Below are 21,900 nucleotides of genomic sequence, written 5' to 3'. Positions count from 1 at the left end.
GAGGACTACAGCTACTATGAAATCAAGATACATTGCGAGTTTGTCATTGGCCATTATGTTTATCGGCTTTATCGTAACCCGGTTGTGGCTGCCGGACAATTGGTGGACACGGCTTCTGGAGAGCGGCTTTGAAGCGGGTCTTGTCGGCGGGATTGCCGATTGGTTTGCGGTTACGGCTCTATTCCGACATCCGTTCGGCATTCCGATTCCGCATACTTCCCTGCTGCTGAAGAACAGGGACAAAATCGTCAATTCTCTTATATCGGCGATGGAAAACGAGCTGCTGAACAAGGAAAGCATCAGCAAAAAGCTGAAGGAGCTGAAGCTGTTCAGAGGATTGGCATCGGGCATTACGGGGCTGATCGGCAAGCGTAAATTGCGGGTTGGCGTCCTGCGGTTCGCCCAGTCCTCGCTTGAGCAGGTTCCGCTCGAGAAGCTGAGCGCAAAAATTCAGGAGCTCGCCGTGGATTATATCCGCAAGCAGGATATCGTTCCGATCGTCGACAAGCTGACGGACAAATTCGTCTATGAAGGCTGGGACGAGAAAGCATTGGATTTCGTGCTTGCGCAAGGACAGGAATGGGTGAAGAAGCGGGAAACCGAGCAATTCTTCGGAAGACTGGCGCACAGCAAGATGGAAGAATTGCAGGTAGGCGGCTTTATGGGCTTTGCCGTGCAGGCCTTTGTTGGCTTTATGAGTCCGGAGAAGCTGGGGCCCATCATTCAAGGCATGCTGCTCTCGAGTATCAAGGAGCTTGGCACGCCGGGCAATCCGAACAGGCAGAAGCTGCTCGATGAATTGAAAAAGCATGCTTTGGCCTTGTCTTCCAATGAAGAGCTTATGGCCCGCCTGAAGGCTGGATTGGAATCCGGCGCGGAGAGCGTTGGAGTAGAACGGTTTATCCATCTTCGTCTGGAAGAGCTCCGTCAGCTGCTGCTCGATAAGCTGGAGGAGGAATGCCTGAACGGGGGACGCATACTCGTCAAAGCCTTCCGCTTCCTGGTAGAACAGGCGAAGAGCAGAGAGGATCTGATCCATCGCTGGGAGCAGTCTATTCTGGCCTATTTGGTCAGCTGGATTGAGAAGAACCATTACCGGATTGGCATGCTCGTCCGGGATAATGTCAACCAGATGGATGATCAGGCATTGGTGCAAATGCTGGAGCAGAAGATCGGCAAGGACCTGCAGTGGATCAGGGTTAACGGCGCGGTATGCGGCTTTATCGTCGGCATCATCCTTTCCTTCTTTTAATCCGTGGAGCATTGGAGGATAAACAGATGACCGTATTGCAGGTAAATGAAATGGCAAAATCCAAATTCGATAATCGGGATGAATGGCTGTTCAGCGGAATAACGGCAGAGATCCGGCCGGAAGACCGGATTGTCTTGCTAGGAGGCTCCGGCCAAGGGAAAAGCACGCTGCTTCGCATCCTTTCGCTGCTGGAGCCTTTAGATAAAGGCGCCATACGTCTGGATGGGCAGCCTTCCACGGAATTCAAGCCGCAAAGCTGGCGCAAAAGGGTTACCTATGTAGCCCAGAAGCCGGTCATGCGTAGCGGCACGGTTGCTTACAATCTCCGTACGGTCAGCGAGCTTCATAACAAGCCTTTTGAAGAAGAGCTGGCCCGGCGATATATGCAGGCTGTTGGCCTTGGACAGATGGACTGGGACAAGCAAGCGGCGGATCTTTCCGGCGGAGAGCAGCAGCGGCTTGCGCTAGTCCGTTCCCTGCTGCTTCGTCCCGAGCTGCTGCTGCTTGACGAGATTACGTCCTCGCTGGATCCGGGCAGCAAGAGGGCCGTTGAGAAGCTTCTTATGGAGTGGGTGTCTGAACGGGCCGACGAATCGGAGAGAGCATACCTATGGATCACGCATGATCTGGATCAAGCTCGTTTGATCAGCAATCAGGTCTGGTTTATGGCAGAGGGAAGTTTGCTCGAACGGAACGATACAGAAGTGTTTTTCGTAAATCCGGCTACGGAATCGGCAAGATTGTTTATTCGCGGCCTGCAGGAAGCAAGGGGGGAAAAGCAATGAACAATATTGCCCTCCTATGCACGTTATGTTTTGTTGCGGTTGCTGCATTGATCTCCATGAAGCAGAAGCTTGGACTGGAGAAGGAAATCCTGATCGGCACGATACGCTCTGCGGTTCAGCTGCTGTTTATCGGTTATGTTCTTCATTTCGTATTCGAAACCAGCCATCCGGCTTTTATTATCCTCATCATTCTATGCATGATTTTGGTTGCCTCATGGAATGCGGGAGCCAAGGCGAAGCATGTCCGGGGGATCCGCAGCCGGATTGCCATATCACTGGCCTGCACGGAAGGGGTGACGATGGCGATTCTGCTTGGCCTAGGCATTATAGATCCGACGCCGCAATATATCATACCGGTCAGCGGAATTATTATTGGAAGCTCGATGATCGTATGCGGCTTGCTCCTGAATCAGATGAAGAGAGAGATGGAGACGGCCAGGGGAGAGATGGAGATGCTTCTTGCCCTTGGGGCAACGGAAAAGCAGGCGGTCCACGGTTCCTTGCGGCGCTCCGTCAGAGCCAGCATGATCCCGACACTGGATGGCATGAAAACGGTAGGACTGGTGCAGCTGCCCGGCATGATGACAGGGATGATTGTGGCAGGAGCCGATCCGATAGAAGCGGTCCGTTATCAGATCCTCATTATGTTTGTGCTGGCTTCCTCCGCGGCAATGACCGCAATGGTGCTCAGCTTGATCAGCTACAAGCTATGGTTTACGAAGGATGCCAGGCTTCTGCCCCTGCTTAAGGGGGATAAATAGAGAATGAGATTAGAAAAAGATTTTGTAAATTCTATTGAACATTGCGAACATGCGTTCTATAATTAGAGAGCGGTAATCAATATAAAAGAAATAAAAAAAAGCCCGCCTTTTCCGTATCGGAAAAGACAAGCTTTTTACCAAAAATTCATTTATTCAGAAAGGGTCGCAGCCTCTTCTTCCAAGCTTATCCACTCTTGTGACCACTTCTCGATTTCCCTCACAACAGGCTCTAAGGCACGGCCTTTCTCAGTCAGGGAATATTCGATGCGGACAGGAATTTCCGGATAAACAACGCGGGTGACGATTCCTTCATTCTCCAAATCCTTGAAACGTTCGGATAACAGCCTGCCGCTGATCGGAAGCGCGGCTTGAACAGCGCAGAAACGCTGCGGGCCGGCTAACAGCTGATAAATGATCAGGCCGATCCAACGTTTTCCAATGAGATCCATCCCTTTCTGCACGCGCGGACAAAGGTCAGATTGCTCCATAACGATCACCTCTGGTTCATTTCCATTCCATTATAGTCACATTGTTAAATGAATACAAGCAAACTTTTGTTGGGCTTGTAACTTGACGTCACTTGTTTATGAATTTATAATTAGTTACTATTAGTAACGAAGTGATCTGCAGTTTTTCCATTTCGGCCTATATGGGCTAATGGGAGGATGAACCAGCCGCCTGTTGCGCCATGGCATATTTCTCAATATACTGGTAACTACTGCAAGAATTTGATCAATTATTCGTGGTTTATTATTCAGCTAAAAAGAAGGTGCGGTAAACATGTCTAATGAACATATCTTATCGATATTGAAAAATAAAATTAAAACCATCGACAATGGCGATCATGCGATCCATGTCGTAGGTCCAATCAAGCTGCCGGTCGAGCTGGACGGGGAAACCGTAACATTCCAGTGGTACAGCTGGCTCCGCCGCGACATTGGGAAGAGCGAATCCGTGGAAGAGCTGATTACGGAGCTTAATCAAGTTCATTACGCGGACTTCCAGCAGTCGAGTGTTCTCGTCTACGGCGATTTCGAGCATGAGGAAGAAGTTGTAATCCGGATGCATAGCATCTGCCATACCGGCGATATTTTCGGCAGCCAACGCTGCGATTGCGGCTTCCAGCTGAAACAGTCCATGCGCATGATTATGGCCAATGGAGCAGGCGCATTGTTCTATCTGGCCAACCATGAGGGACGCGGTATCGGCTTGTTCAGCAAGGCGATGGCTTATCTGCTTCAAGAGGAAGGGCTTGATACGGTAGATGCCAATCTTGAGCTTGGTTTTGCCGAGGATGCGCGTGACTACAGCGAAGCTATTGATGTCCTGAAGCTTCTGCGCCAAGCGCCGGTATCCATTATTACGAACAATCCGCGCAAGGTAGAAGCCCTTCGCGATGCCGGGATGAACATCACCTCCCGCGTACCGCTGTGGGGAGAAGCCTCCGTTCATAATGAGAAATATTTATCCACCAAGGTTGCCCGTTCCGGCCATTTCGAGCGGGAGCTGGCGGTAAAATAAGGAACAGGCCGACTAGTCGGCCTGTTTTTTTGCGCATGGACCGAAACCAATCGATCTGTCCTGTCGTCTAATGGATATGCTCAATCTGGCATACACTATATGGAACGGAAGGTTGGGTGCATATGAACTCTCGTCTAAAACTGTCCTTATATAGATTAATTACCTTCTGCATCGTGATCGGATTGATGGGATGCAGCAAAGCGGAACAAAATGAAAACGCCGTTCGGTCCGACCGGGCAAGCAAGCAACCCGCAGCTACGGAAGCGGTTGAGAAAAGCTCCGATCAGGATGCTCTCATACATAAATTTAAGACGGTGGTCAGCACGGCGAAGGAAGCTTCCGAAATCGTATCCTTCCTGAACGAGAATTTGAACAAAGCGGGGCAGAATAATGCGGACCAGATGGTTAGGGAGCTTTACGGCTTTTACGCGAAGGATCTGCCCGCTTCCCAGAAAGCCTTCTTCGGCGATCATGTGCAAAATGTGCTGACGGAAATGGACTGGCCGATTACCTCGGCGAACGCAGCATCCATTCCCAATGAAGCGGTCAGACAGCTTGTGGTGACCAAGCTGTCCGGCGGTTATAAGCTGGTATGGGTAGAAGGTACCATCTATCCGATTGTGGACTACGGCAACCAGCAGAAATACAGTATGTATCTATCCAAGCCGTTAAACAGCTATATCGCCTTGAAAGCCGCGGAATCAAGCGATCCGGCTGCGATGGATGCCGGACTTGTCATTACGTGGAACGAATTAGCGAACAGAGCGGTGATGGCCGAAACCTTCCTGAAGCAATATGCGGATACCCCGGAATATACGGAGGTCCAAAGTATCTATTTGGATACTTATTTGAGAATGTATTTGAACGGACTTTCGAATACCCCAATCTTTGATTCAAGCAATTTGAAGCTGCTGCCGGAAGTGAAAGCAAGCTATCTGAAAGTATCTAAGGAATATCCGGATACCGTTACCGGTATTATGGCGAGCCGTTTTTTGGAGATATTGGCGAAGTCGGATGATGTCGGTATGATGCGTGGGCCTGCCGGAACGCAGCTGCTTCCAGAGGTGAAGGAATTCCAGAAAAACTACCGCCAGACGGCACTAAAGCTGCTGAAGGAAGCCTGAATCGCAATCCAAAAAACGACAAAATTACTTTGCGTTCCGCATCTATTTCAAGTATGATTGAAGGTAACATAAACGAACCAGAAGGAGTAGGACATGAATTCGAAAACTAGCCATTGTAAAATTGTCGATTGTACGATCCGCGACGGCGGACTTGTGAACAACTGGGATTTCAGCGTTGAATTCGTTCAACATCTCTATAATACATTGAACGAAGCCGGCGTGGACTATATGGAAATCGGCTATAAAAACTCGCCTAAGCTGCTGAAAGGCGCCGACACGGCTGGTCCTTGGCGGTTCCTGGATGACAACTTCCTGAAGCAAGTCATCCCTAACAAAGGCAATACCAAGCTGTCCGCTCTTGTCGATATCGGCCGCGTAGACGAAAATGACATTTTGCCGCGCAGCGAGAGCCTTCTTGACCTCATCCGCGTAGCCTGCTACATCCAGGATGTAGACAAGGCTTTGCAATTGGTTCAACTGTTCCATGAACGCGGCTACGAAACAACGCTTAACATCATGGCGCTCTCCAACGTGATGGAGAACCAGTTGATCGATGCCTTTGAATTGATCAAGGAAAGCGTGGTCGACGTTGTCTACATCGTAGACTCGTACGGCAGCCTGAAGCCTAACGACTACAGCTACCTAATTGAGAAGTTCCAGCACCATCTGCCTAACAAACGCCTCGGCATCCATACGCATAACAACATGCAGCTAGCTTTTGCAAACACGCTGCTTGCCGCGGAAAAAGGCGTAGAGCTGCTTGACGCTTCCGTATACGGCATGGGCCGCGCTGCGGGCAACTGCAATACGGAGCTGCTTGTCGCTAATCTGCAAAACGCGAAATACAATGTACGTCCGGTTCTCGACATGATCGAGAAATACATGATTCCTCTTCGCGAGAAGGAAGAATGGGGCTACATTATCCCTTACATGATTACAGGCATGTTGGATGAACATCCACGTTCGGCAATGGCGCTTCGTGATTCCGAAGACAAAGATAAATGCGTTGACTTCTACGATCGTTTGACGACTCCCGAAGTTGCTCATAGCAAGTAATGGTGGGGCTGCCTTGGTTTAAGGCAGCCTTTTTATTATGGATAAGTGAATGCTCAGGGCGGGATTAACGCTGCGTTTTGCTCAGGACGGGATTGTATCTCCTTCGGCTGCTGTTGCCACTCTGAATATTTGAATTTACTCGGCTAACGAGTATTCAGATTGGCAAAGGCAGACGCTGCGCTCCTCCAGGAGATACAATTCCCTCTCTTCGCTCACTCCGCGTTCTTCACTTTCTTCGCACTCTTCCCCAAAAGGGGCTGCCTTAAAAATAGGCAGCCCCTTTTTGGTGGGACGTGGAGGCGCCTGGTGGATTCCAGGCGCCGGGCAGGAAAAGCGTATAGGGACTTGCGGAAAAGAGATTTGCCCGCAGCTGCAGGATAAACCAAATGAAAATCTTAACCGACTAGGCGCTAACGAAACGTAGTATCGTTATTTGAAGTAAATGGGCGATTTTGGAATTCTAACGAAACTACATAACGTTATTTGCTTGTTTTGCAGGGAATACGAGGGCAAATCAGGTGAATAGCGATACCAGGTTTCGTTAGAACGTCAGGAGCGAGTTTTTTGAGTAAATAAGGTTACCTAGTTTCGTTAGAACTGTATAGTTGGGCGCGCGGGGCAGCTTTTGGCGGGAGTGAGGAGCCCGGTCAGGCGTGTTAGCTAAAAGCGCAAAGCGGGTGGGGCATGGCAAGTATATAAAGCGCACGTAAAGAGGGGAGTGGAGAAGGGCAAGTGGTAGAGGGAGAAATGCTGAAGGGGGAAGTGGCGAAGGGCTAGTGGTAGAGGGGAAATGCAGAAGGGGAAGTGGAGAAGGGCGAATGAAATGAAAAAGGGGAAGTGAGGAGAGGGGAATGTGGATGGAGGGAAGGTGAGGAGAGGTGTGAAGAAAGTCAAGCCAAATGAGGAGCGGTGTGTGAAAAAAGAAAGGGAAGCCAAATGAGGAAAGGTATGCATATATAGACAAGCAGAGAAGCAGAGAAAGGAATGTGTAGAAAGGTGCGGAAACACAAAAAGAAAGGAGCTGCCGTTGAATCGCAGCTCCTTTCTGGTGTAACAGAGAGTTTACAATGTTTTTTTCATGGTTACGTGAGGGATGCCCTCTTCCAGGAATACGTCGGAGACGGTATGGTAGCCCAGCTTTGCGTAGAAGGCTTCGGCATGCGTCTGGCCATTCAGCTTCGCTTCCTTGAGGCCGTCTTCGCGGGCAACAGACTCAAGGGCTTCCACAACGGCGCGGCCTAGTCCGTATTTGCGGTGGGAAGCAAGGACGCAAATGCGCTGGAGTTTTGCAACACCGTCCACCACTCTGACACGGCCCGCAGCTACGGGTTCATTATTGTAGAGGACCAGGACATGCTTGGACGATTCCTCGAATTCGTCGTACTCGTTCTCGGCTGGTACGCCTTGCTCGTCCACAAAAACTTTTTTGCGGATGTCGTAGACCGCCTGCAAATCCTGTTCATTGGTAACCAATCTTGAAGTAATTGTCATGTTGTTCTTGTTCTCCTTCCCTATGTACAAGAGGCTTAGGATTCGCGCAGCTCCCCGTCGCCCCGGATGGCAGCGGCCAGGTGAGGCTCGTTCGGGTGCAAATAGGCAGTACCGTTAAAGGTTCGTCCATCGGTTGCCGTTGCGTATAACTCGATTCGGATATCCTCGCTTTGCCCAAACCATTGAAGCAGTTCGGTATCTTTAACTCCGTTAACGTCCACGTACCATAGCTTTGATCCGTAATCCGATACCAGCACAAGCTCAGCGGATTGAAACAGAAGCTCCTTCATCTGCTGCCGATATACAATCTCAATGCCCTTTAGTTGAATAGTTTCCATTATTGCAGCCCTCCATGAACTGGCATAAAACGGCCCTATATTCAGCCTGGATGCCTGCTTTTGATTGTAATGTTCATTGCCGGCTAATGCAACAATCCTACAATTCTCCGCGTCTAATTAGGAAATAAAGGGGGTTATGGAAAATGATAAAAAAACAAACAAAAAGCAGGCTCATGTCCATGATCATTTCAGTGTTAGTTTTCTTGCTTATTCTGGCCGGTTGTTCGTCAAACCGGGATGATAACGCAGCTGACCGGGCGGCTCCGGACCGCGGGGAGGAGAGCAGCAGTGCCAAGTCTTCGGCGGATGACCTGGGAAACCGGGTTGAGGATCGGGCTGTTGAACCCGAGTCTCACCGGGAAGAGGTACGCCGGCAAGGCCGGACAGACGCTCCGATTCAGGCAGGTCAGCTGACCGCCGGGGAATGGGATGATCTAGCCGCCTGGGAACGGTTCAATAATTTGCTTAACAGCTATGAAGGCAGTGACAGCTCCTCGTATTGGGGCTTTGCATATTTTAACCGGCTTGAGGTATCGGTGTCCTCGGAAGGCCGTGCTGTATCCGATGCGACGGTAAGGCTGATCGGGCAGCAGAATCAGACGGTCTGGGAAGCCAAGACCAATGCCGAAGGCAAGGCATTTGTGTTCGCGGGACTGTTCCAGGATAACGGACAGCCGAATCAGAGAACGCATTATTCGGTTGAAGTGATGGCCGACCAGCAGAAGAAAAAGATATCCAACCTCGAAGTGCCTGGCCAGGGAGCCCTGAAGGTAGACCTGGACGGGGAGCTGCCGGCCTCGAATCAGGTAGACGTGATGTTTGTAATGGATACAACCGGCTCCATGCAAGACGAAATGGATTATCTGGAAGCCGAGCTGAAGGACGTGATCACCCGGGTTGGCGAGAAGCATGCGAATCAACTGGATATCCGGATGAGCACGAATTTTTACCGGGATATTCATGATGATTATGTCGTGAAGGCGAATCCTTTTACGACCAACATCGATCAGGCGGTAAAGCTTATTGCGATGCAAAAAGCGCAGGGCGGCGGGGATTATCCGGAAGCGGTGGAGCAGGCTCTGCGCAATGCCGTCAGCGATCATAAATGGAGCGAGCACGCGCGGGCAAGACTTCTGTTCCTTGTGCTGGATGCGCCGCCTCATCATGAGACCCAAATTTTGCAGGAGATGCACAGCGTATTGGCAGATGCGGCGAAGGCGGGCATTCGCATTATCCCGGTAGCCTCAAGCGGCGTTGACGTGGATACGGAATATTTGCTGCGGTTTGCGGCAGTTGCAACCGGGGGCACGTATTTGTTCCTGACCGACGACAGCGGCATCGGCAGCGATCATCTGGAACCGGCGGTAGGCGAATACGAGACAAAGCTGCTTAATGATCTGCTCGTTGAGGTCATTAACCGATACGTTCATTAAGGTAAAGGATAAAGCCCCTTATTTGGTCCAGTTGGACCGGATAGGGGGCTGTTCTCTTTTTTCTTTGCATAGGATGGCTGTTATCGATGATTTCTTTTACAATGGGAGAAAAAGAGCAAACGAGCCGGAGGTGCTGATGATGTCTATTCACGTAACGCCGCTTGGCGACCGCGCGCTTGTCCTCCAGCAGGATACGCAGGGAGCGGACGGCTGGAAGCGGATGGCCGACCTTGCATGGACGCTGAAGCAGCAAGCCGAAGCATGGGTGATTGATATCGTACCGGCTTACGAGACGGTTACCGTTTTGTATGATCCTGCCATGCTATGGCGGGAGATTGAGCGAGGGCCGGAGGCTGACGTTCTGCTGCCCTATCAGCTCGCGGAACAAAAGCTGCGAAGGTTGATCGAGAACGGAAAAACAGCCTCCGAATGGGGAGGAAAAGGCCGTAGATTCGATCTTCCTGTTTATTACGGAGGGCAATACGGTCCGGACCTGGAGGAGTCAGCCGAACGTTCGGGACTGTCGGCGGCAGAGTTCGTCGAGGAGCATTCCAGAGCAGAGTATACCGTGGCGATGATTGGGTTTATGCCGGGCTTTCCGTATATGAGCGGGCTGCCGGACATGCTAGAGCAGCCGCGAAAGGCGGCGCCGCGATCGATTGTCCCGGCAGGGTCTGTGGGAATTGCGGGAAAGCAGACCGGGATTTATCCGCTTGCCACGCCAGGGGGCTGGCAGATTATCGGATACACGCCGATACTTATGTTTGACAAGGAACGCAGCGAGCCTGTGCTGCTTCGGGCAGGCGATCGCGTCCGGTTTATTCCGGTGTCCGGAGGTGACGTCCGCATATGACGGAGCGAAGCATGAATGGGGAAGCCGTAATGAAACACGAAGCGGAGAGCTTTCGGGGAATAAAGGTGCTAAAGCCCGGTCTGTTGACGACCGTACAGGATTTGGGCAGGGATGGCTACCGTTCCTCAGGCATTGCCACCGGAGGTGCGATGGATCGTTACGCATTGCGGATTGCCAACCTTCTAGTCGGCAATGAGGAAGGGGAAGCAGGACTTGAGGTGACGCTTGTTGGTCCAGAGCTGGAGGCGGATAAGGATCTTCTTATTTCCGTTTGCGGCGCTTATTTGGAACCAACCATCGATGGCGAAGAGCTGCCGATGTGGCGGCCGGTCTTTGTTCCGCGCGGCGCGGTGCTGCGCTTTGGCCGCGCCGTGAGCGGCTGCCGCGCCTACCTTGCGGCAGCGGGGGGCTTCGGCGTGCCGCGCGAGCTCGGCAGCCGCAGCACGGATGTGCGAGCCGCGCTGGGCGGGCTCGCCGGGCGGCGCCTTGCCGCCGGCGACGCCTTGCCCTGCGGCGCGGCGCAGGGCGCAGCTGCCCCGTCCCGGTGGGCAGCCGCATGGGCAACGGCGCTTTCGCGGCAGGGCGAAGCCTTCGCCGCGAAATCGCCGGAAGGCGCGGGCCGCCGCCTGCCGTGGGCGGCCGCGCCATGGTTTGCGCCGCCGGGAGCCTACGGCGGCGGCGACGGCGAAGACGGCATCGTGCTTCGCGCGATGCCGGGGAGCGAGCACGGGCAGTTCAGCGCAGCTGCCCGTGAAGCCCTGTACCGGGAGCGGTATACCGTCGCTCCCGCCTCGGACCGCATGGGGTGCCGCCTAATCGGCACCCCGCTGGCAAGAGAGTCCCGTGCGGAGCTGCTCTCGCACGGGGTAACGCCCGGCGCCGTGCAGGTACCGCCCGGCGGCGGGCCGATCATTCTGGCCACCGACTGCCAGACGACCGGCGGCTATCCCAAAATCGCGCATGTCGCTACGGTCGACATGCCGCTTCTGGCCCAGGCGAAACCGGGCGATACGATCCGGTTCCAGCCTGTTACCCTGGACGAAGCGCAGCGGCTGGATCGCCAGCGCGAGCAGGACATCCGCTATCTGGCCGCTGCCATACGCAGCCGTCAGCCTTAAGCGAAAGGAGAACCAGCATGGCAAATAGCAAATCAGTCAATCGCGCGGTTGATCTCAACTGTGATTTCGGGGAAGGCTATGGCAGCTATTCCTTCGGGCAGGATGCCGAGCTTCTTCCCTATATAACAAGCGTAAATATCGCCTGCGGCTTTCATGCCGGCGATCCTCACACGATGCATGCGGCCGTGAAGCAGGCATTGTCTGCCGGCGCCGCTATTGGCGCCCATCCCGGTCTGCCGGACCGGCTTGGCTTTGGCCGCCGGGAGATGCAGGTGACCGCAGCCGAAGTATATGATTTCGTTTTATACCAGGTCGGCGCATTGCAGGCCTTTGTTCGGGCATTGGGCGGGACAATGGCTCACCTTAAGCCTCATGGAGCCCTTTACCATATGGCTAACCGCGAAAGGGCAGTCTCGGAAGCGATTGTCAAAGCGGCCTTGGCTGTAGATGACCGTCTAATTATGTACGGTCAATCCGGCAGCTTATTGCTGGATACGGCCAAGGAATACGGTCTGCCTTCCGCATCCGAGGTATTTGCGGACCGGGCTTACGAACCGGACGGGAGCCTTGCTCCCCGCAGCAAGCAAGGAGCCGTTCTGCATAATGCGGACCAAGCGGCCGCTCAAGCGGTAGCGATGGCAGCGCAAGGCATTGCCTTTACGCCGGAAGGCGCTCCGGTAAACGTACAAGCTGACACGATTTGCCTGCATGGCGATGGTCCTCACGCAGCCCTGTTTGCTTCCCGTATCCGGGAAGCGCTCATCAAAGAGGGGATTACCCTCCAGGCTCCGGGCAAGGCATAACGCATGTCGGTACGCGACAATATTTCCGTGTTTGTATATGGTTCCTTGCTTCCGGGTCTGATCAACCATTTTGTCATAGCTCCCTTCCTTCTAGACAGCAGAAGCGGCATGATTGCGGGGAGACTGGTGGACGCGGGAGCTTATCCGGCTGCGGTTAGAGATCAGGCGGCCGGAACGAGCAGTGCGGTTATTGAAGGGTTATGGCTTACGATCGACCGTGCCGGACTAGCTGTGCTCGACGAGCTGGAGGAGTTTTTCGGGATCGAAGAAAGCAATGACTACGAGCGGGTGTGGGTCCATGATATCAGGGATCCAAAACTTGAGGGCTGGGTCTATATTTGGCCGTCGGACCGCGGCTTTCCGCCTGTTCCCGGCGCATCGTGGCCGGATTATCTAAATAGATTGACCGCTAAACCAAAGCTTTCATGAAATGTAAATTTACTGCTAGACTGGAATCGCATAATCTCCTAAAATTAGATATGATGCAGAGGTATGATCTAGGGCTAGGGGAGAGATTAGCTATGACTGAGGGTGGGATCACAGGAGAGTTTTTTGAAGGTTATAAGGTCACATTCCCTATGGGACGTTATGATGTATCCGTCTATATGACAAAGGTATATTATGAAGCCTGGAAATACTTGAGAGATGCGGAAATTACGGATGTATGGGTCGAAGAGGTTAAGCTGGATTTAGTAAAGTTTCTGAAATAACACGATAAAGACTTAAACGGGAGAATGCGCCTTGTGGTGCATTCTTTTTTTCTCCAAAAATCTCGCACCCAGGACATCTAACGAAACTACAACACGCTATTTGCCCAGAATCGAGGCTTTTGATTTTCTAACGAAACCTCATATCGCTATTCGGTCATTTTTTGCAGATTCCAACCTGTATTGAGTCAAATAACGTTACCCAGTTTCGTTAGCATCCGGAAGAAGCTGATTTTCGCGAAATAAGAATACGTAGTTTCGTTAGCGGAAGCAAAGCGTGGGCTATTGAATCGCTGCAGGGTGTCTCATGTGTTCAATTAGGTATTGTCTATCTACGATTCGCGAGTATTTTTGCAATTTCCCCTGTCATCTCTCACAATTACGCTCAAGCCGCTGGCTAATCACCAAAAAAACCTCGGATACTCCTAATCAAAGGAGCTGCCCGAGGTTTTTTTACGGCATTAAGCCTGAAGCGTAATATCCTTGCGCTCCGCCAAATGCCGTTTCACCCGGATCGCCATCAGGGAAGCGAAGAAGCAGGTGAAGCCGGCGATAACAAAAGCCTGCGAGTAGCTGCCGAGCCAGTCGCGCATAACGCCTGCGCCGTACGCGGCGGTTGAAGCGCCGATCTGGTGGGCAACCACGATCCAGCCGAAGATCATGCCCGACTTTTCTTTGCCGAAGGTTTCCCCGGCGAGCTTGGCGGTAGGCGGTACCGTCGCAATCCAGTCCAGACCGTAGAATACGGAGAAAATAACAAGCATAGCCGGAGTAGCGGTCAGCGCGTACGGAAGGAACAGCAGCGACAGCCCTCTCAGCCCGTAATACCAGAACAGCAGCCAGCGGCTGTCGAAGCGGTCGGACAACCAGCCGGAGATCGTTGTGCCGAAGAGGTCAAAAATCCCCATCATGGCGAGAAGTCCGGCTGCGGCAACCTCGACCATCCCGTGATCGCCGCAGGCGGCAATCAGATGGGTGCCGATCAGGCCGTTTGTAGAAAAGCCGCAGAAAAAGAAGGTGCCGGCGAGCAGCCAGAACGTTTTATTTTTCATCGCGTAACCGAGATTCTGGATAGGAGCCAGGAACAGGTTGCCGCGGAATGGCGCGGGTTTAACGATTTCATCCGAGCCGTAAGGAGCGGCACCCACATCGGAAGGATGATTTTTCATCCAGATGGCAACCAGGACAAATACCGTCACGATACCCACAACAGCCGTATACATGGCGGAACGCCAGCCGTAATCCGAGGTCATTTTGGCAAGCAAAGGCAGGAACAACAGCTGACCGGCAGCGGCGCTTGCTGTCAACATGCCGACAACCAGCCCTTTTCGCTTCACAAACCACAAGTTGCTGACGGTTACGCCAAGCACGTTGGCCATCATGCCTGTTGCAAGACCGGAGACAAGGCCCCACAGCAAATCGAACTGCCATAACGCATTAATGAAAGGCGTTGCGGCTAGGCTTGCGGCCAATACGGCTAGAGCCAGAAGCACGACCTTGCGAATACCGAAGCGCAGCAGCAGCGCAGCGGAGAACGGGCCAACAAGACCGTATAGTAAAATGCCGATGGATGCTACGCTGGAGATTTCTCCCCGGCTCCAGCCGAATTCGTCCTGAAAGGGGATCATCAGCACGCTTGGCATGGAACGGATGCCTGCCGATACCAGCAAGGTAACGAAGGTGAGCAGAACGATTATCCACCCGTAATAAAACTTGCTTTTGACCTGATTCATGTCGCACCTCGAATTATTTTGTTTGTACATACAAATGTATGTATTGGAATAGTTCCGGTTAAGGAACTATGGTGGAAGTTATGATTTATTGCGGTTAGCGGTTATGGATATAGAAGTTATAGAACTAGCAGTTATCGATCTAGCCGTTATTGGGCTGTAACAGATGCGATTGAATACATGATGAATGATCACCGGGTGCGCGTAACCGTTATGAACCGGTATCCCACCCACCTGTAAATTATAGATTGGAAACTAAACGAGCTGTTATTTCTCCAGCTGTTCGCTAGTCGATTCCAGAGATAGCGTCAACTGCGCTGCAGCTTCGTTGCCAAGAATCGCTTGGTACGATTCAAGCAGTTTTTTGGAGGCGGCGCGAATCGTTGGCTCCAGCTCGCGGCCTTTATCCGTCGGATAGACGAGAACGGTTTTCCCTTGCACCTTGCGTTCGACAAGCTGTTTGGCTTCCAGTTTATCGATGAACCGTGTCAGGGTAGAAGGGGTAATATACAGCTTCTCGGATAATTCCTTCTGCGTGATGCCGGGTTTGGCGACACTGAGGCGAATGACATAGCCATAACCGGGCGCAAGCCCCGTTGTAGCAAAAGCATCGTCTGCCATGCGGGTAATCGCTCTGCTCAGGCGGTTCGCCGTAAAATATAAGCAGGTATGCAGGAAAGCCTCGGGATTTTCCACTTGTTTTTCTATTTCCGCAGCTGCTGCCGGGTCCATGTCTTTTGTCATATCCTATGCCCTCCTTGCGTTTTGATGACTTCTATTTTGTATGTACAACAAAAATAATTCAAAATGAATTCCCTGTCAATAGAAAAACGCCCCCATGCCCAAAATGGAGGCGTAATAGATCTACTTATGTTCGTCCTCGGACTCGTAAGCGATTAAGCTGATTGTTGAACCCATTTGGCCGGTTAGCTTTTGCTCTAATTGTCGGATTTCTTCAAGTGCTTCGGTATGCCCTTCAAGCTCAGCAAGCTTGAAATGATTGTTGGTCATTGGTATTCCTCCTCTCTAATTTTCATTGTGCTCGCGGCAGAGCATTCTTATACGAATTGTTCTTTCGCAAGCTGTCTAGTACACTTGGAGGGAGGTCAAATAAGCATTACCCGGGAAATGTTACTTGCGTTAATCATTTAGCGCATTAGTTATGTGCGATATTATTAAGCGAATGCTTACGGAGTAAGAATCATCACAAGCAGCTTTTAAGCTGCTTGTGTGATAATTCTTTAGGTTAATGCTTACGGAGTAAGAATCATCACGAGCAGCTTTTAAGCTGCTTGTGTGATAATTCTTTAGGTTAATGCTTACGAAGTAAGAATCATCACGAACAGCCTGCACCAGGCTGTTCGGGTGACAATTCTTTTTAGGAGATGCAAAAATGTCCTACAAATCTCTGAAATTTTTGATTTTATGGATCCCTACAATTGTTGTTGGTTTGTGGGAGTACGTTCGGCACGTCTTCCTGCTTCCGTATATTTCAATGGAGCTGGGCAACTTTTTGGCGCCGGCCCTTGTGTTTTTGTTTACTTTAACTTTGTTGCGCGGACTTTTCGGTAAATTGGAACAGATGCAGGAAGCCCTTCAGCGGGAGCGGGTATCCAAAGCCTCCTTCCAGCAGCGGGAGCAGTTGGCTCGCGAGCTTCATGACGGCATCTCCCAATCGTTATTCCTGCTCTCCGTTAAGCTGGACAAGCTGGAGCATATGGAGCTGAGCGATAATGCGAGGGAAACGACCGTTCAAATCCGGCAGACGGTTAAGCATGTCTACGAGGATGTAAGGCAGTCGATTGCGAATTTGCAGTCTCCGGCTGTTATCGTAGACGACTCATGGCTGACTGCCATTCATAGCGCGGTAAATGATCTATTGCAAAACAGCGGAGTTCGCGCCCAGCTGGACTGGCAGCTGCCGGAAGGCGTGTTGTCCAATAAACAGCTGGTCGAGCTACAGTCGATTATACGGGAAGCGCTTATGAACGTCCGCAAATATGCGCAGGCAACTGAGGTTTGGGTTATAATCCGGCAGCAGGGCGAAGAGGGTTTCGTATGCGAAATAAGAGATAACGGAGTTGGAGCGGAATCGGGTCAAATCGAGGCGAAAGACCGGTACGGGATCCGCATGATGCGGGACCGCGCGGAGCAGATGGGTTGGACGTTTGACATTAAAAGCGCGATAGGAAAAGGAACATCGGTGCGTATTCTATCCGGAGGTGAAGGAAATTGAGTGAGGCAAACGGGCAAATTCGCGTATTTCTGGTGGATGATCATCCTCACGGCAGGGAAGGCATGCGGGAAATTATGGGGGCCGATCCGGAATTTGCGGTTGTTGGAGAAGCGGCCAGCGGCGAGGAAGCGATGGCCCGAATAGATGATGTACTGCCCGATCTGGTGCTGATGGACATCAACATGCCCGGCATGGGCGGGCTTGAGGCGACGCAGCAGCTGAAGTTTTTGTACCCGTCTCTGAAGATTGTTATGGTAACCGTATCCGACGACATTACCCATTTGTTCGAAGCGATCAAGCGGGGGGCACAGGGTTATTTATTCAAAAATCTTTCTCCTTCCGCCTGGAGAGAATATCTCCGGGCCGTTGTGGATGACGAAGCGCCGATGTCGAAGGAGATTGCCTTCAGGCTGCTGCAGGAGTTTACTTCGGCTGCCTCGTCAAACGGGACAAACCCCGCAAAGACCGGCGCCAAACCCGGCCACGCCGGTGATGCCTCGGCAATGACAACGCCTCTTACTTCGCGCGAGAAGGATATTCTTGAGCGGGTCGTGACGGGAGAATCGAATAAAGAGATTGCGGTTGCCTTCGGGCTATCCGAGCATACGGTCAAAAATCATTTGAAAAACATTTTGCAGAAGCTACATCTCGATAACCGCGTTCAGCTTACCCGTTATGCCTATGAACAGGGGCTGCTCGAAAAATAAACTTGCCTTGGCAGCGAATGGTTGCAAGGAAATAAGGAAATGCATATAATATAGATTATTGTGTCCAAGTTTAAAAATGAATGAAAGCTTTGATGGAGATAAGTAAGCAGAGCTTCCGTACAGGGAGAAGACGCCATGGATTGCGAGCGTCTTTACGGGATTAGGCTGCCGAAGTTCACTCCGGAGCAGACGCCTGAACCGCTACAAGCAGCTAATGGCTTGCGGCGAATTAGGGAAGGTCCGGTTCCCGCCGTTAACGGGATTTGAGGGGTTGCTGTTTTTATGGCAATCCGAATTAGGGTGGTACCACGGTCTTTCGTCCCTTGCGGGGAGAAAGGCCTTTTTTTGTTGCTATTTTGTTTTAAATTCCACAGTGGAGGCGAGATTTTACGATGAAAGAACGTTTGGAAGCATTGCGCGTAGAAGCGCTGCAAGAGCTGCAGCAGGTTGACAGTCCGCAGCAGCTGAATGATTTGCGTGTAAAGTACTTGGGTAAAAAAGGGGCGCTGACCGAGATTTTGCGCGGCATGGGCGGCCTGAGCGCGGAGGAGCGTCCGATTATCGGCCAAGTGGCCAATGATGTTCGCGCCGCAATCGAAGGCGTAATCGACGAGAAGCAAAACGCGTTCCTCGCGGCCGAGACGGAAAACCGTCTTCGCGCGGAGACGATTGACGTAACGCTGCCGGGCAAAGCCTTGCCGACGGGCGCGGTACATCCGCTGAACAAAGTTGCGGAGGAAATCGAAGACGTATTCGTAGGCTTGGGTTACTCCATTGCCGAAGGTCCCGAGGTCGAGACCGACTATTTCAACTTCGAAGCTCTTAACCTGCCGAAGAACCACCCTGCCCGCGATATGCAGGACTCGTTCTACATTACGGAAGACATTCTGATGCGCACGCATACGTCGCCGGTTCAGGTCCGCACGATGCAGCAAATGAACGGAAAGCCAATCAAGGTTATTTGCCCGGGCAAAGTATACCGCCGAGATGACGACGACGCGACGCATTCGTTCATGTTTAATCAGATTGAAGGCCTTGTCGTTGGTCCTAACATCCGCATGAGCGACCTGAAGGGCACGCTGCTGCAGTTCGTTCAGCAAATGTTCGGAGAGCAGGCGCAAATCCGTCTTCGCCCAAGCTTCTTCCCGTTCACGGAGCCAAGCGCGGAGGTTGACGTAACCTGCGTGCAATGCGGCGGCCATGGCTGCCGGATGTGCAAGCAGACCGGCTGGCTTGAAATTCTCGGCTGCGGCATGGTGCATCCGCGCGTTCTCGAGATGGGCGGCTACGATCCGAAGGAAGTGAGCGGTTTCGCGTTCGGCATGGGCGTTGAACGTATCGCGCTTCTGAAATACGGCATCGACGATATCCGTCATTTCTACACGAACGATCAGCGGTTCTTAAGCCAATTCGCGAGAATGTAAAGGGAGGGGAAACAAGCGATGAAAGTATCTTACCAATGGTTAAATGAATATATCGATTTGACAGGCTATACAGGCGAAGAATTAGCCGAAAAAATGACCCGGGGCGGTATCGAGATCGACAGCGTGGAGTCCCTGAATAAAGGGGTTACCGGCGTTGTTGTCGGTTACGTAAAATCCCGCGAGAAGCATCCGGATGCCGACAAGCTTAGCGTCTGCAAGATCGATGTCGGTACGGGAGAAGAGCTTCAAATCGTATGCGGGGCGAAAAACGTGGACGCCGGCCAAAAGGTGCCGGTTGCGATGATCGGCGCGAAGCTGCCGGGAGATTTCGCAATCAAACGCGCGAAGCTGCGCGGCGTGGAATCGCAAGGCATGATCTGCTCGGCGAAGGAGCTTGGCATTAACGACAAGCTGCTGCCGAAAGAGCAGCAGGAAGGGATTCTCGTGCTCCCGGAATCGACTCCGGTTGGCACGCCAATCGGCGAAGTGCTTGGCATCAACGACGAGGTGCTTGAGCTGGATCTGACGCCTAACCGTTCGGACTGCCTCAGCATGCTGGGCGTTGCTTACGAGATTGGCGCTTTGACCGGCCGCGAGGTGCGTATCCCTGAACCAGCCGTTAACCATGCGGCAGAACGCGCGGACAGCCACATTGCGGTATCGATCAGCGCTCCGGAGCAATGCTCGCATTACAGCGCGCGTTACATCAAAGGCGTGAAGATTGGCCCATCCCCGCAATGGCTGCAAAACCGCCTGATCGCAGCGGGCATCCGTCCGATCAGCAACGTGGTTGACGTAACAAACTTCGTTATGCTGGAATATGGCCAGCCGCTGCACGCTTTTGACGCGGATGCCATTACGACGGGCCGAATCGACGTTCGTCTTGCGAAGCAAGGCGAGAAGATCGTAACGCTGGATGACCAGGAACGTGCGCTTGAGCCTCACATGCTTGTTATTACGGATGGCGAGAAGCCTGTAGCCCTGGCCGGCGTCATGGGCGGAGCGAACTCCGAAGTAAGCGACAAGACGGTTAACATTTTGCTCGAGTCGGCGAAGTTCGATGGCGGCACTGTCCGCAAAACCTCCCGCCAGCTTGGTCTCCGTTCGGAATCGAGCATCCGCTTCGAGAAGGAAGTGGATCCGGCCCGCGTTATTCCGGCACTGAACCGCGCGGCTGCTCTTATTGCGGAGCTTGCCGACGGTCTTGTGGCCGAAGGAATCGTGGAAGCGGTCGTTACGAAAACGGAGCCGGCTATTGTGGAAGTAACGCTGGACAAAATCAACGGTTACCTTGGAACGGAGCTGTCCCGCCTTGAGGTTCTGACTATTTTCGACCGTCTGCATTTCAGCTACCGTATATCCGACTCGAATGACCAGTTCGCCGTAACGGTGCCGACGCGCCGCGGTGATATTACGCGCGATGTTGACTTGATTGAAGAAGTAGCCCGGTTGTTCGGCTACGACAATATTCCGACTACGCCAATTCACGGGGATGTAACGCCTGGCGGGTTGACCAAGCCGCAGACGATCCGCCGCGAGCTGCGCAGAAGATTGACCGATGCCGGCCTGCATGAAGTGATCACGTATTCGTTTACGGGTCCTTCCCGCACGGAGCTGTTCCCTGAGCTGACCGGCAAGGATCTCAAGCCGGTGAAGCTGGCTATGCCAATGAGCGAGGACCGCAGCGTTCTCCGTACTACGCTGATCGCACAACTCATTGAGACAGCGACGTATAACCGCAACCGTAAAAACGAATCGTCCGCTATTTTCGAAATCGGCAGCGTCTTCCATACGGAAGAAGAGCAGCTTACGCGCCTTCCTCAGGAGAAGCAGCGCCTTGCGGTATTGCTTACAGGCAACCGTGCGGACGCACAGTGGAACCGCAAAGCGGTGCCGGTTGATTTCTACGATGCCAAAGGCGTTCTGGAAACCGTGGTTGATGTTCTTGGTTTAACCTCGAAGGTTCGTTACGAATCGGCTCAGCCAACAAACTTCCATCCGGGCAGAACGGCAGCGGTTATCGTGGATACCGCTCATGGACCGGAAACGATCGGTTACGTCGGCCAGCTGCATCCGACTTTGCAGCATGAAAGCGACCTTGCCGATACGTACGTGGTAGAGGTGGAATTGGGCACGTTGTATGAGCTGGCTGATTCCGGCATCGAATACAAGGCTCTTCCGCGTTACCCTGCTATGCAGCGCGATATCGCCGTTGTGCTTGATCAGGCCGTTCCGGCAGCGAAGCTGACAGCAACTGCTTGGGCTGTTGCAGGCGAATTGCTGGAGTCCGTTCGGGTGTTCGACGTATTCACCGGCGAGAAGCTGGGAGCCGGCAAGAAAAGCGTTGCTTTGTCGCTTGTATACCGTCATGCGGACCGTACGCTGACCGATGAAGAAGTGACCGAGCTGCACGGCAAAGTCGTTGACGAGCTTGAACAATCTTTTGCCGCTGAATTAAGAAAGTAGGCAGGAAACCTTTTAAGTCGCATCGAAATAGTTCCTTGTGAACTTTCGATGCGGCTTTTTTGTGCTGAAAGGCGCTAAAAAAGGGCTCAAAAGAT

Annotated in this window: 22 protein-coding genes and 1 other annotated feature; of the genes, 16 read left to right on the top strand and 6 right to left on the bottom strand. The window is 52.4% G+C overall.

Annotated features, from left to right (window positions below):
• Positions 1 to 16 precede the first annotated feature (16 nt).
• Genes WFK81_RS19930 through WFK81_RS19920 form a run of 3 tightly spaced genes read left to right on the top strand, consistent with a single transcriptional unit; the run spans position 17 to position 2,798 of the window.
• Positions 17 to 1,252, top strand: coding sequence for a DUF445 domain-containing protein (locus WFK81_RS19930; RefSeq protein WP_336788126.1), 1,236 nt, complete (start codon positions 17 to 19; stop codon positions 1,250 to 1,252).
• Between the two features lie 26 nt (positions 1,253 to 1,278).
• Entirely contained in the window at positions 1,279 to 2,037 is a 759-nt protein-coding gene (locus WFK81_RS19925; protein WP_336788125.1) for an ABC transporter ATP-binding protein, read from the top strand.
• Complete coding sequence (locus tag WFK81_RS19920; RefSeq protein WP_336788124.1) at positions 2,034 to 2,798, top strand: ABC transporter permease; 765 nt, start codon at positions 2,034 to 2,036, stop codon at positions 2,796 to 2,798. Before WFK81_RS19925 ends, WFK81_RS19920 begins: the two co-directional genes overlap by 4 nt.
• Positions 2,799 to 2,947: 149 nt before the next feature.
• Here the strand turns inward: WFK81_RS19920 and WFK81_RS19915 are convergent, their stop codons facing one another.
• Entirely contained in the window at positions 2,948 to 3,286 is a 339-nt protein-coding gene (locus WFK81_RS19915; protein WP_336788123.1) for a winged helix-turn-helix transcriptional regulator, read from the bottom strand.
• A gap of 292 nt (positions 3,287 to 3,578) precedes the next feature.
• Here WFK81_RS19915 and WFK81_RS19910 point away from each other — a divergent pair, with 292 nt between their 5' ends.
• From WFK81_RS19910 to WFK81_RS19900, 3 genes are all read left to right on the top strand, one after another.
• Entirely contained in the window at positions 3,579 to 4,319 is a 741-nt protein-coding gene (locus WFK81_RS19910; RefSeq protein ID WP_336788122.1) for a GTP cyclohydrolase II, read from the top strand.
• A 122-nt stretch (positions 4,320 to 4,441) separates the two neighbouring features.
• Positions 4,442 to 5,443, top strand: a complete 1,002-nt coding sequence (locus tag WFK81_RS19905; RefSeq protein ID WP_336788121.1) for a hypothetical protein — start codon at positions 4,442 to 4,444, stop codon at positions 5,441 to 5,443.
• Positions 5,444 to 5,536: 93 nt separating this feature from the next.
• Positions 5,537 to 6,499 (top strand): aldolase catalytic domain-containing protein, encoded by a 963-nt coding sequence (locus WFK81_RS19900; RefSeq protein WP_132303190.1) that lies wholly within the window; start codon positions 5,537 to 5,539, stop codon positions 6,497 to 6,499.
• A 1,062-nt stretch (positions 6,500 to 7,561) separates the two neighbouring features.
• On the opposite strand, the gene WFK81_RS19895 is transcribed toward WFK81_RS19900, so the two are convergent.
• Entirely contained in the window at positions 7,562 to 7,990 is a 429-nt protein-coding gene (locus WFK81_RS19895; RefSeq protein WP_336788120.1) for a GNAT family N-acetyltransferase, read from the bottom strand.
• A 35-nt stretch (positions 7,991 to 8,025) separates the two neighbouring features.
• Complete coding sequence (locus WFK81_RS19890) at positions 8,026 to 8,328, bottom strand: hypothetical protein (RefSeq protein ID WP_336788119.1); 303 nt, start codon at positions 8,326 to 8,328, stop codon at positions 8,026 to 8,028.
• Positions 8,329 to 8,471: 143 nt separating this feature from the next.
• Here WFK81_RS19890 and WFK81_RS19885 point away from each other — a divergent pair, with 143 nt between their 5' ends.
• The 6 genes from WFK81_RS19885 to WFK81_RS19860 all read left to right on the top strand — a co-directional run bounded on the left by WFK81_RS19885 (position 8,472) and on the right by WFK81_RS19860 (position 13,245).
• A complete protein-coding gene (locus WFK81_RS19885; protein ID WP_336788118.1) occupies positions 8,472 to 9,761 on the top strand; it encodes a VWA domain-containing protein in 1,290 nt (429 codons plus the stop codon).
• Between the two features lie 139 nt (positions 9,762 to 9,900).
• The gene (gene pxpB, locus WFK81_RS19880) at positions 9,901 to 10,614 is read left to right on the top strand and encodes a 5-oxoprolinase subunit PxpB (RefSeq protein WP_336788117.1); all 714 of its coding nucleotides are present in this window, start codon (positions 9,901 to 9,903) and stop codon (positions 10,612 to 10,614) included.
• A gap of 29 nt (positions 10,615 to 10,643) precedes the next feature.
• Positions 10,644 to 11,732 (top strand): biotin-dependent carboxyltransferase family protein, encoded by a 1,089-nt coding sequence (locus WFK81_RS19875; protein WP_336788116.1) that lies wholly within the window; start codon positions 10,644 to 10,646, stop codon positions 11,730 to 11,732.
• A 17-nt stretch (positions 11,733 to 11,749) separates the two neighbouring features.
• On the top strand, positions 11,750 to 12,535 hold the full coding sequence (locus WFK81_RS19870) for a 5-oxoprolinase subunit PxpA (protein WP_336788115.1): 786 nt from the start codon (positions 11,750 to 11,752) through the stop codon (positions 12,533 to 12,535).
• 3 nt (positions 12,536 to 12,538) lie between these two features.
• The gene (locus WFK81_RS19865; protein WP_336788114.1) at positions 12,539 to 12,964 is read left to right on the top strand and encodes a gamma-glutamylcyclotransferase family protein; all 426 of its coding nucleotides are present in this window, start codon (positions 12,539 to 12,541) and stop codon (positions 12,962 to 12,964) included.
• A gap of 92 nt (positions 12,965 to 13,056) precedes the next feature.
• Positions 13,057 to 13,245 (top strand): hypothetical protein, encoded by a 189-nt coding sequence (locus tag WFK81_RS19860; RefSeq protein ID WP_336788113.1) that lies wholly within the window; start codon positions 13,057 to 13,059, stop codon positions 13,243 to 13,245.
• A 458-nt stretch (positions 13,246 to 13,703) separates the two neighbouring features.
• Here the strand turns inward: WFK81_RS19860 and WFK81_RS19855 are convergent, their stop codons facing one another.
• The 3 genes from WFK81_RS19855 to WFK81_RS19845 all read right to left on the bottom strand — a co-directional run bounded on the left by WFK81_RS19855 (position 13,704) and on the right by WFK81_RS19845 (position 15,983).
• Positions 13,704 to 14,975 carry an MFS transporter gene (locus tag WFK81_RS19855; protein ID WP_336788112.1) on the bottom strand — a complete coding sequence of 424 codons (1,272 nt, stop codon included), beginning with the start codon at positions 14,973 to 14,975 and terminating at the stop codon, positions 13,704 to 13,706.
• 264 nt (positions 14,976 to 15,239) lie between these two features.
• On the bottom strand, positions 15,240 to 15,716 hold the full coding sequence (locus WFK81_RS19850; RefSeq protein WP_336788111.1) for a MarR family winged helix-turn-helix transcriptional regulator: 477 nt from the start codon (positions 15,714 to 15,716) through the stop codon (positions 15,240 to 15,242).
• A 120-nt stretch (positions 15,717 to 15,836) separates the two neighbouring features.
• Complete coding sequence (locus WFK81_RS19845) at positions 15,837 to 15,983, bottom strand: hypothetical protein (protein ID WP_162862759.1); 147 nt, start codon at positions 15,981 to 15,983, stop codon at positions 15,837 to 15,839.
• 382 nt (positions 15,984 to 16,365) lie between these two features.
• On the opposite strand from WFK81_RS19845, the gene WFK81_RS19840 reads away from it, so the two are divergent.
• The 4 genes from WFK81_RS19840 (at position 16,366) to pheT (ending at position 21,805) form a co-directional block, all read left to right on the top strand.
• A complete protein-coding gene (locus WFK81_RS19840) occupies positions 16,366 to 17,208 on the top strand; it encodes a sensor histidine kinase (RefSeq protein ID WP_336788110.1) in 843 nt (280 codons plus the stop codon).
• Positions 17,205 to 17,915, top strand: coding sequence for a response regulator transcription factor (locus WFK81_RS19835; RefSeq protein ID WP_336788109.1), 711 nt, complete (start codon positions 17,205 to 17,207; stop codon positions 17,913 to 17,915). Before WFK81_RS19840 ends, WFK81_RS19835 begins: the two co-directional genes overlap by 4 nt.
• Positions 17,916 to 17,995: 80 nt before the next feature.
• Positions 17,996 to 18,242, top strand: a binding site (T-box leader).
• A 65-nt stretch (positions 18,243 to 18,307) separates the two neighbouring features.
• A complete protein-coding gene (gene pheS, locus WFK81_RS19825) occupies positions 18,308 to 19,339 on the top strand; it encodes a phenylalanine--tRNA ligase subunit alpha (RefSeq protein ID WP_336788108.1) in 1,032 nt (343 codons plus the stop codon).
• Positions 19,340 to 19,357: 18 nt separating this feature from the next.
• A complete protein-coding gene (gene pheT, locus WFK81_RS19820; RefSeq protein ID WP_336788107.1) occupies positions 19,358 to 21,805 on the top strand; it encodes a phenylalanine--tRNA ligase subunit beta in 2,448 nt (815 codons plus the stop codon).
• Positions 21,806 to 21,900 lie beyond the last annotated feature (95 nt).

Origin of the sequence: Paenibacillus sp. MMO-177 (assembly GCF_037147795.1) — a bacterium.
Taxonomy (GTDB): Bacteria; Bacillota; Bacilli; order Paenibacillales; family Paenibacillaceae; genus Pristimantibacillus.
The sequence above is the reverse complement of the archived record's forward strand: the minus strand, read 5'-3'. Positions and strand labels throughout refer to the sequence as shown.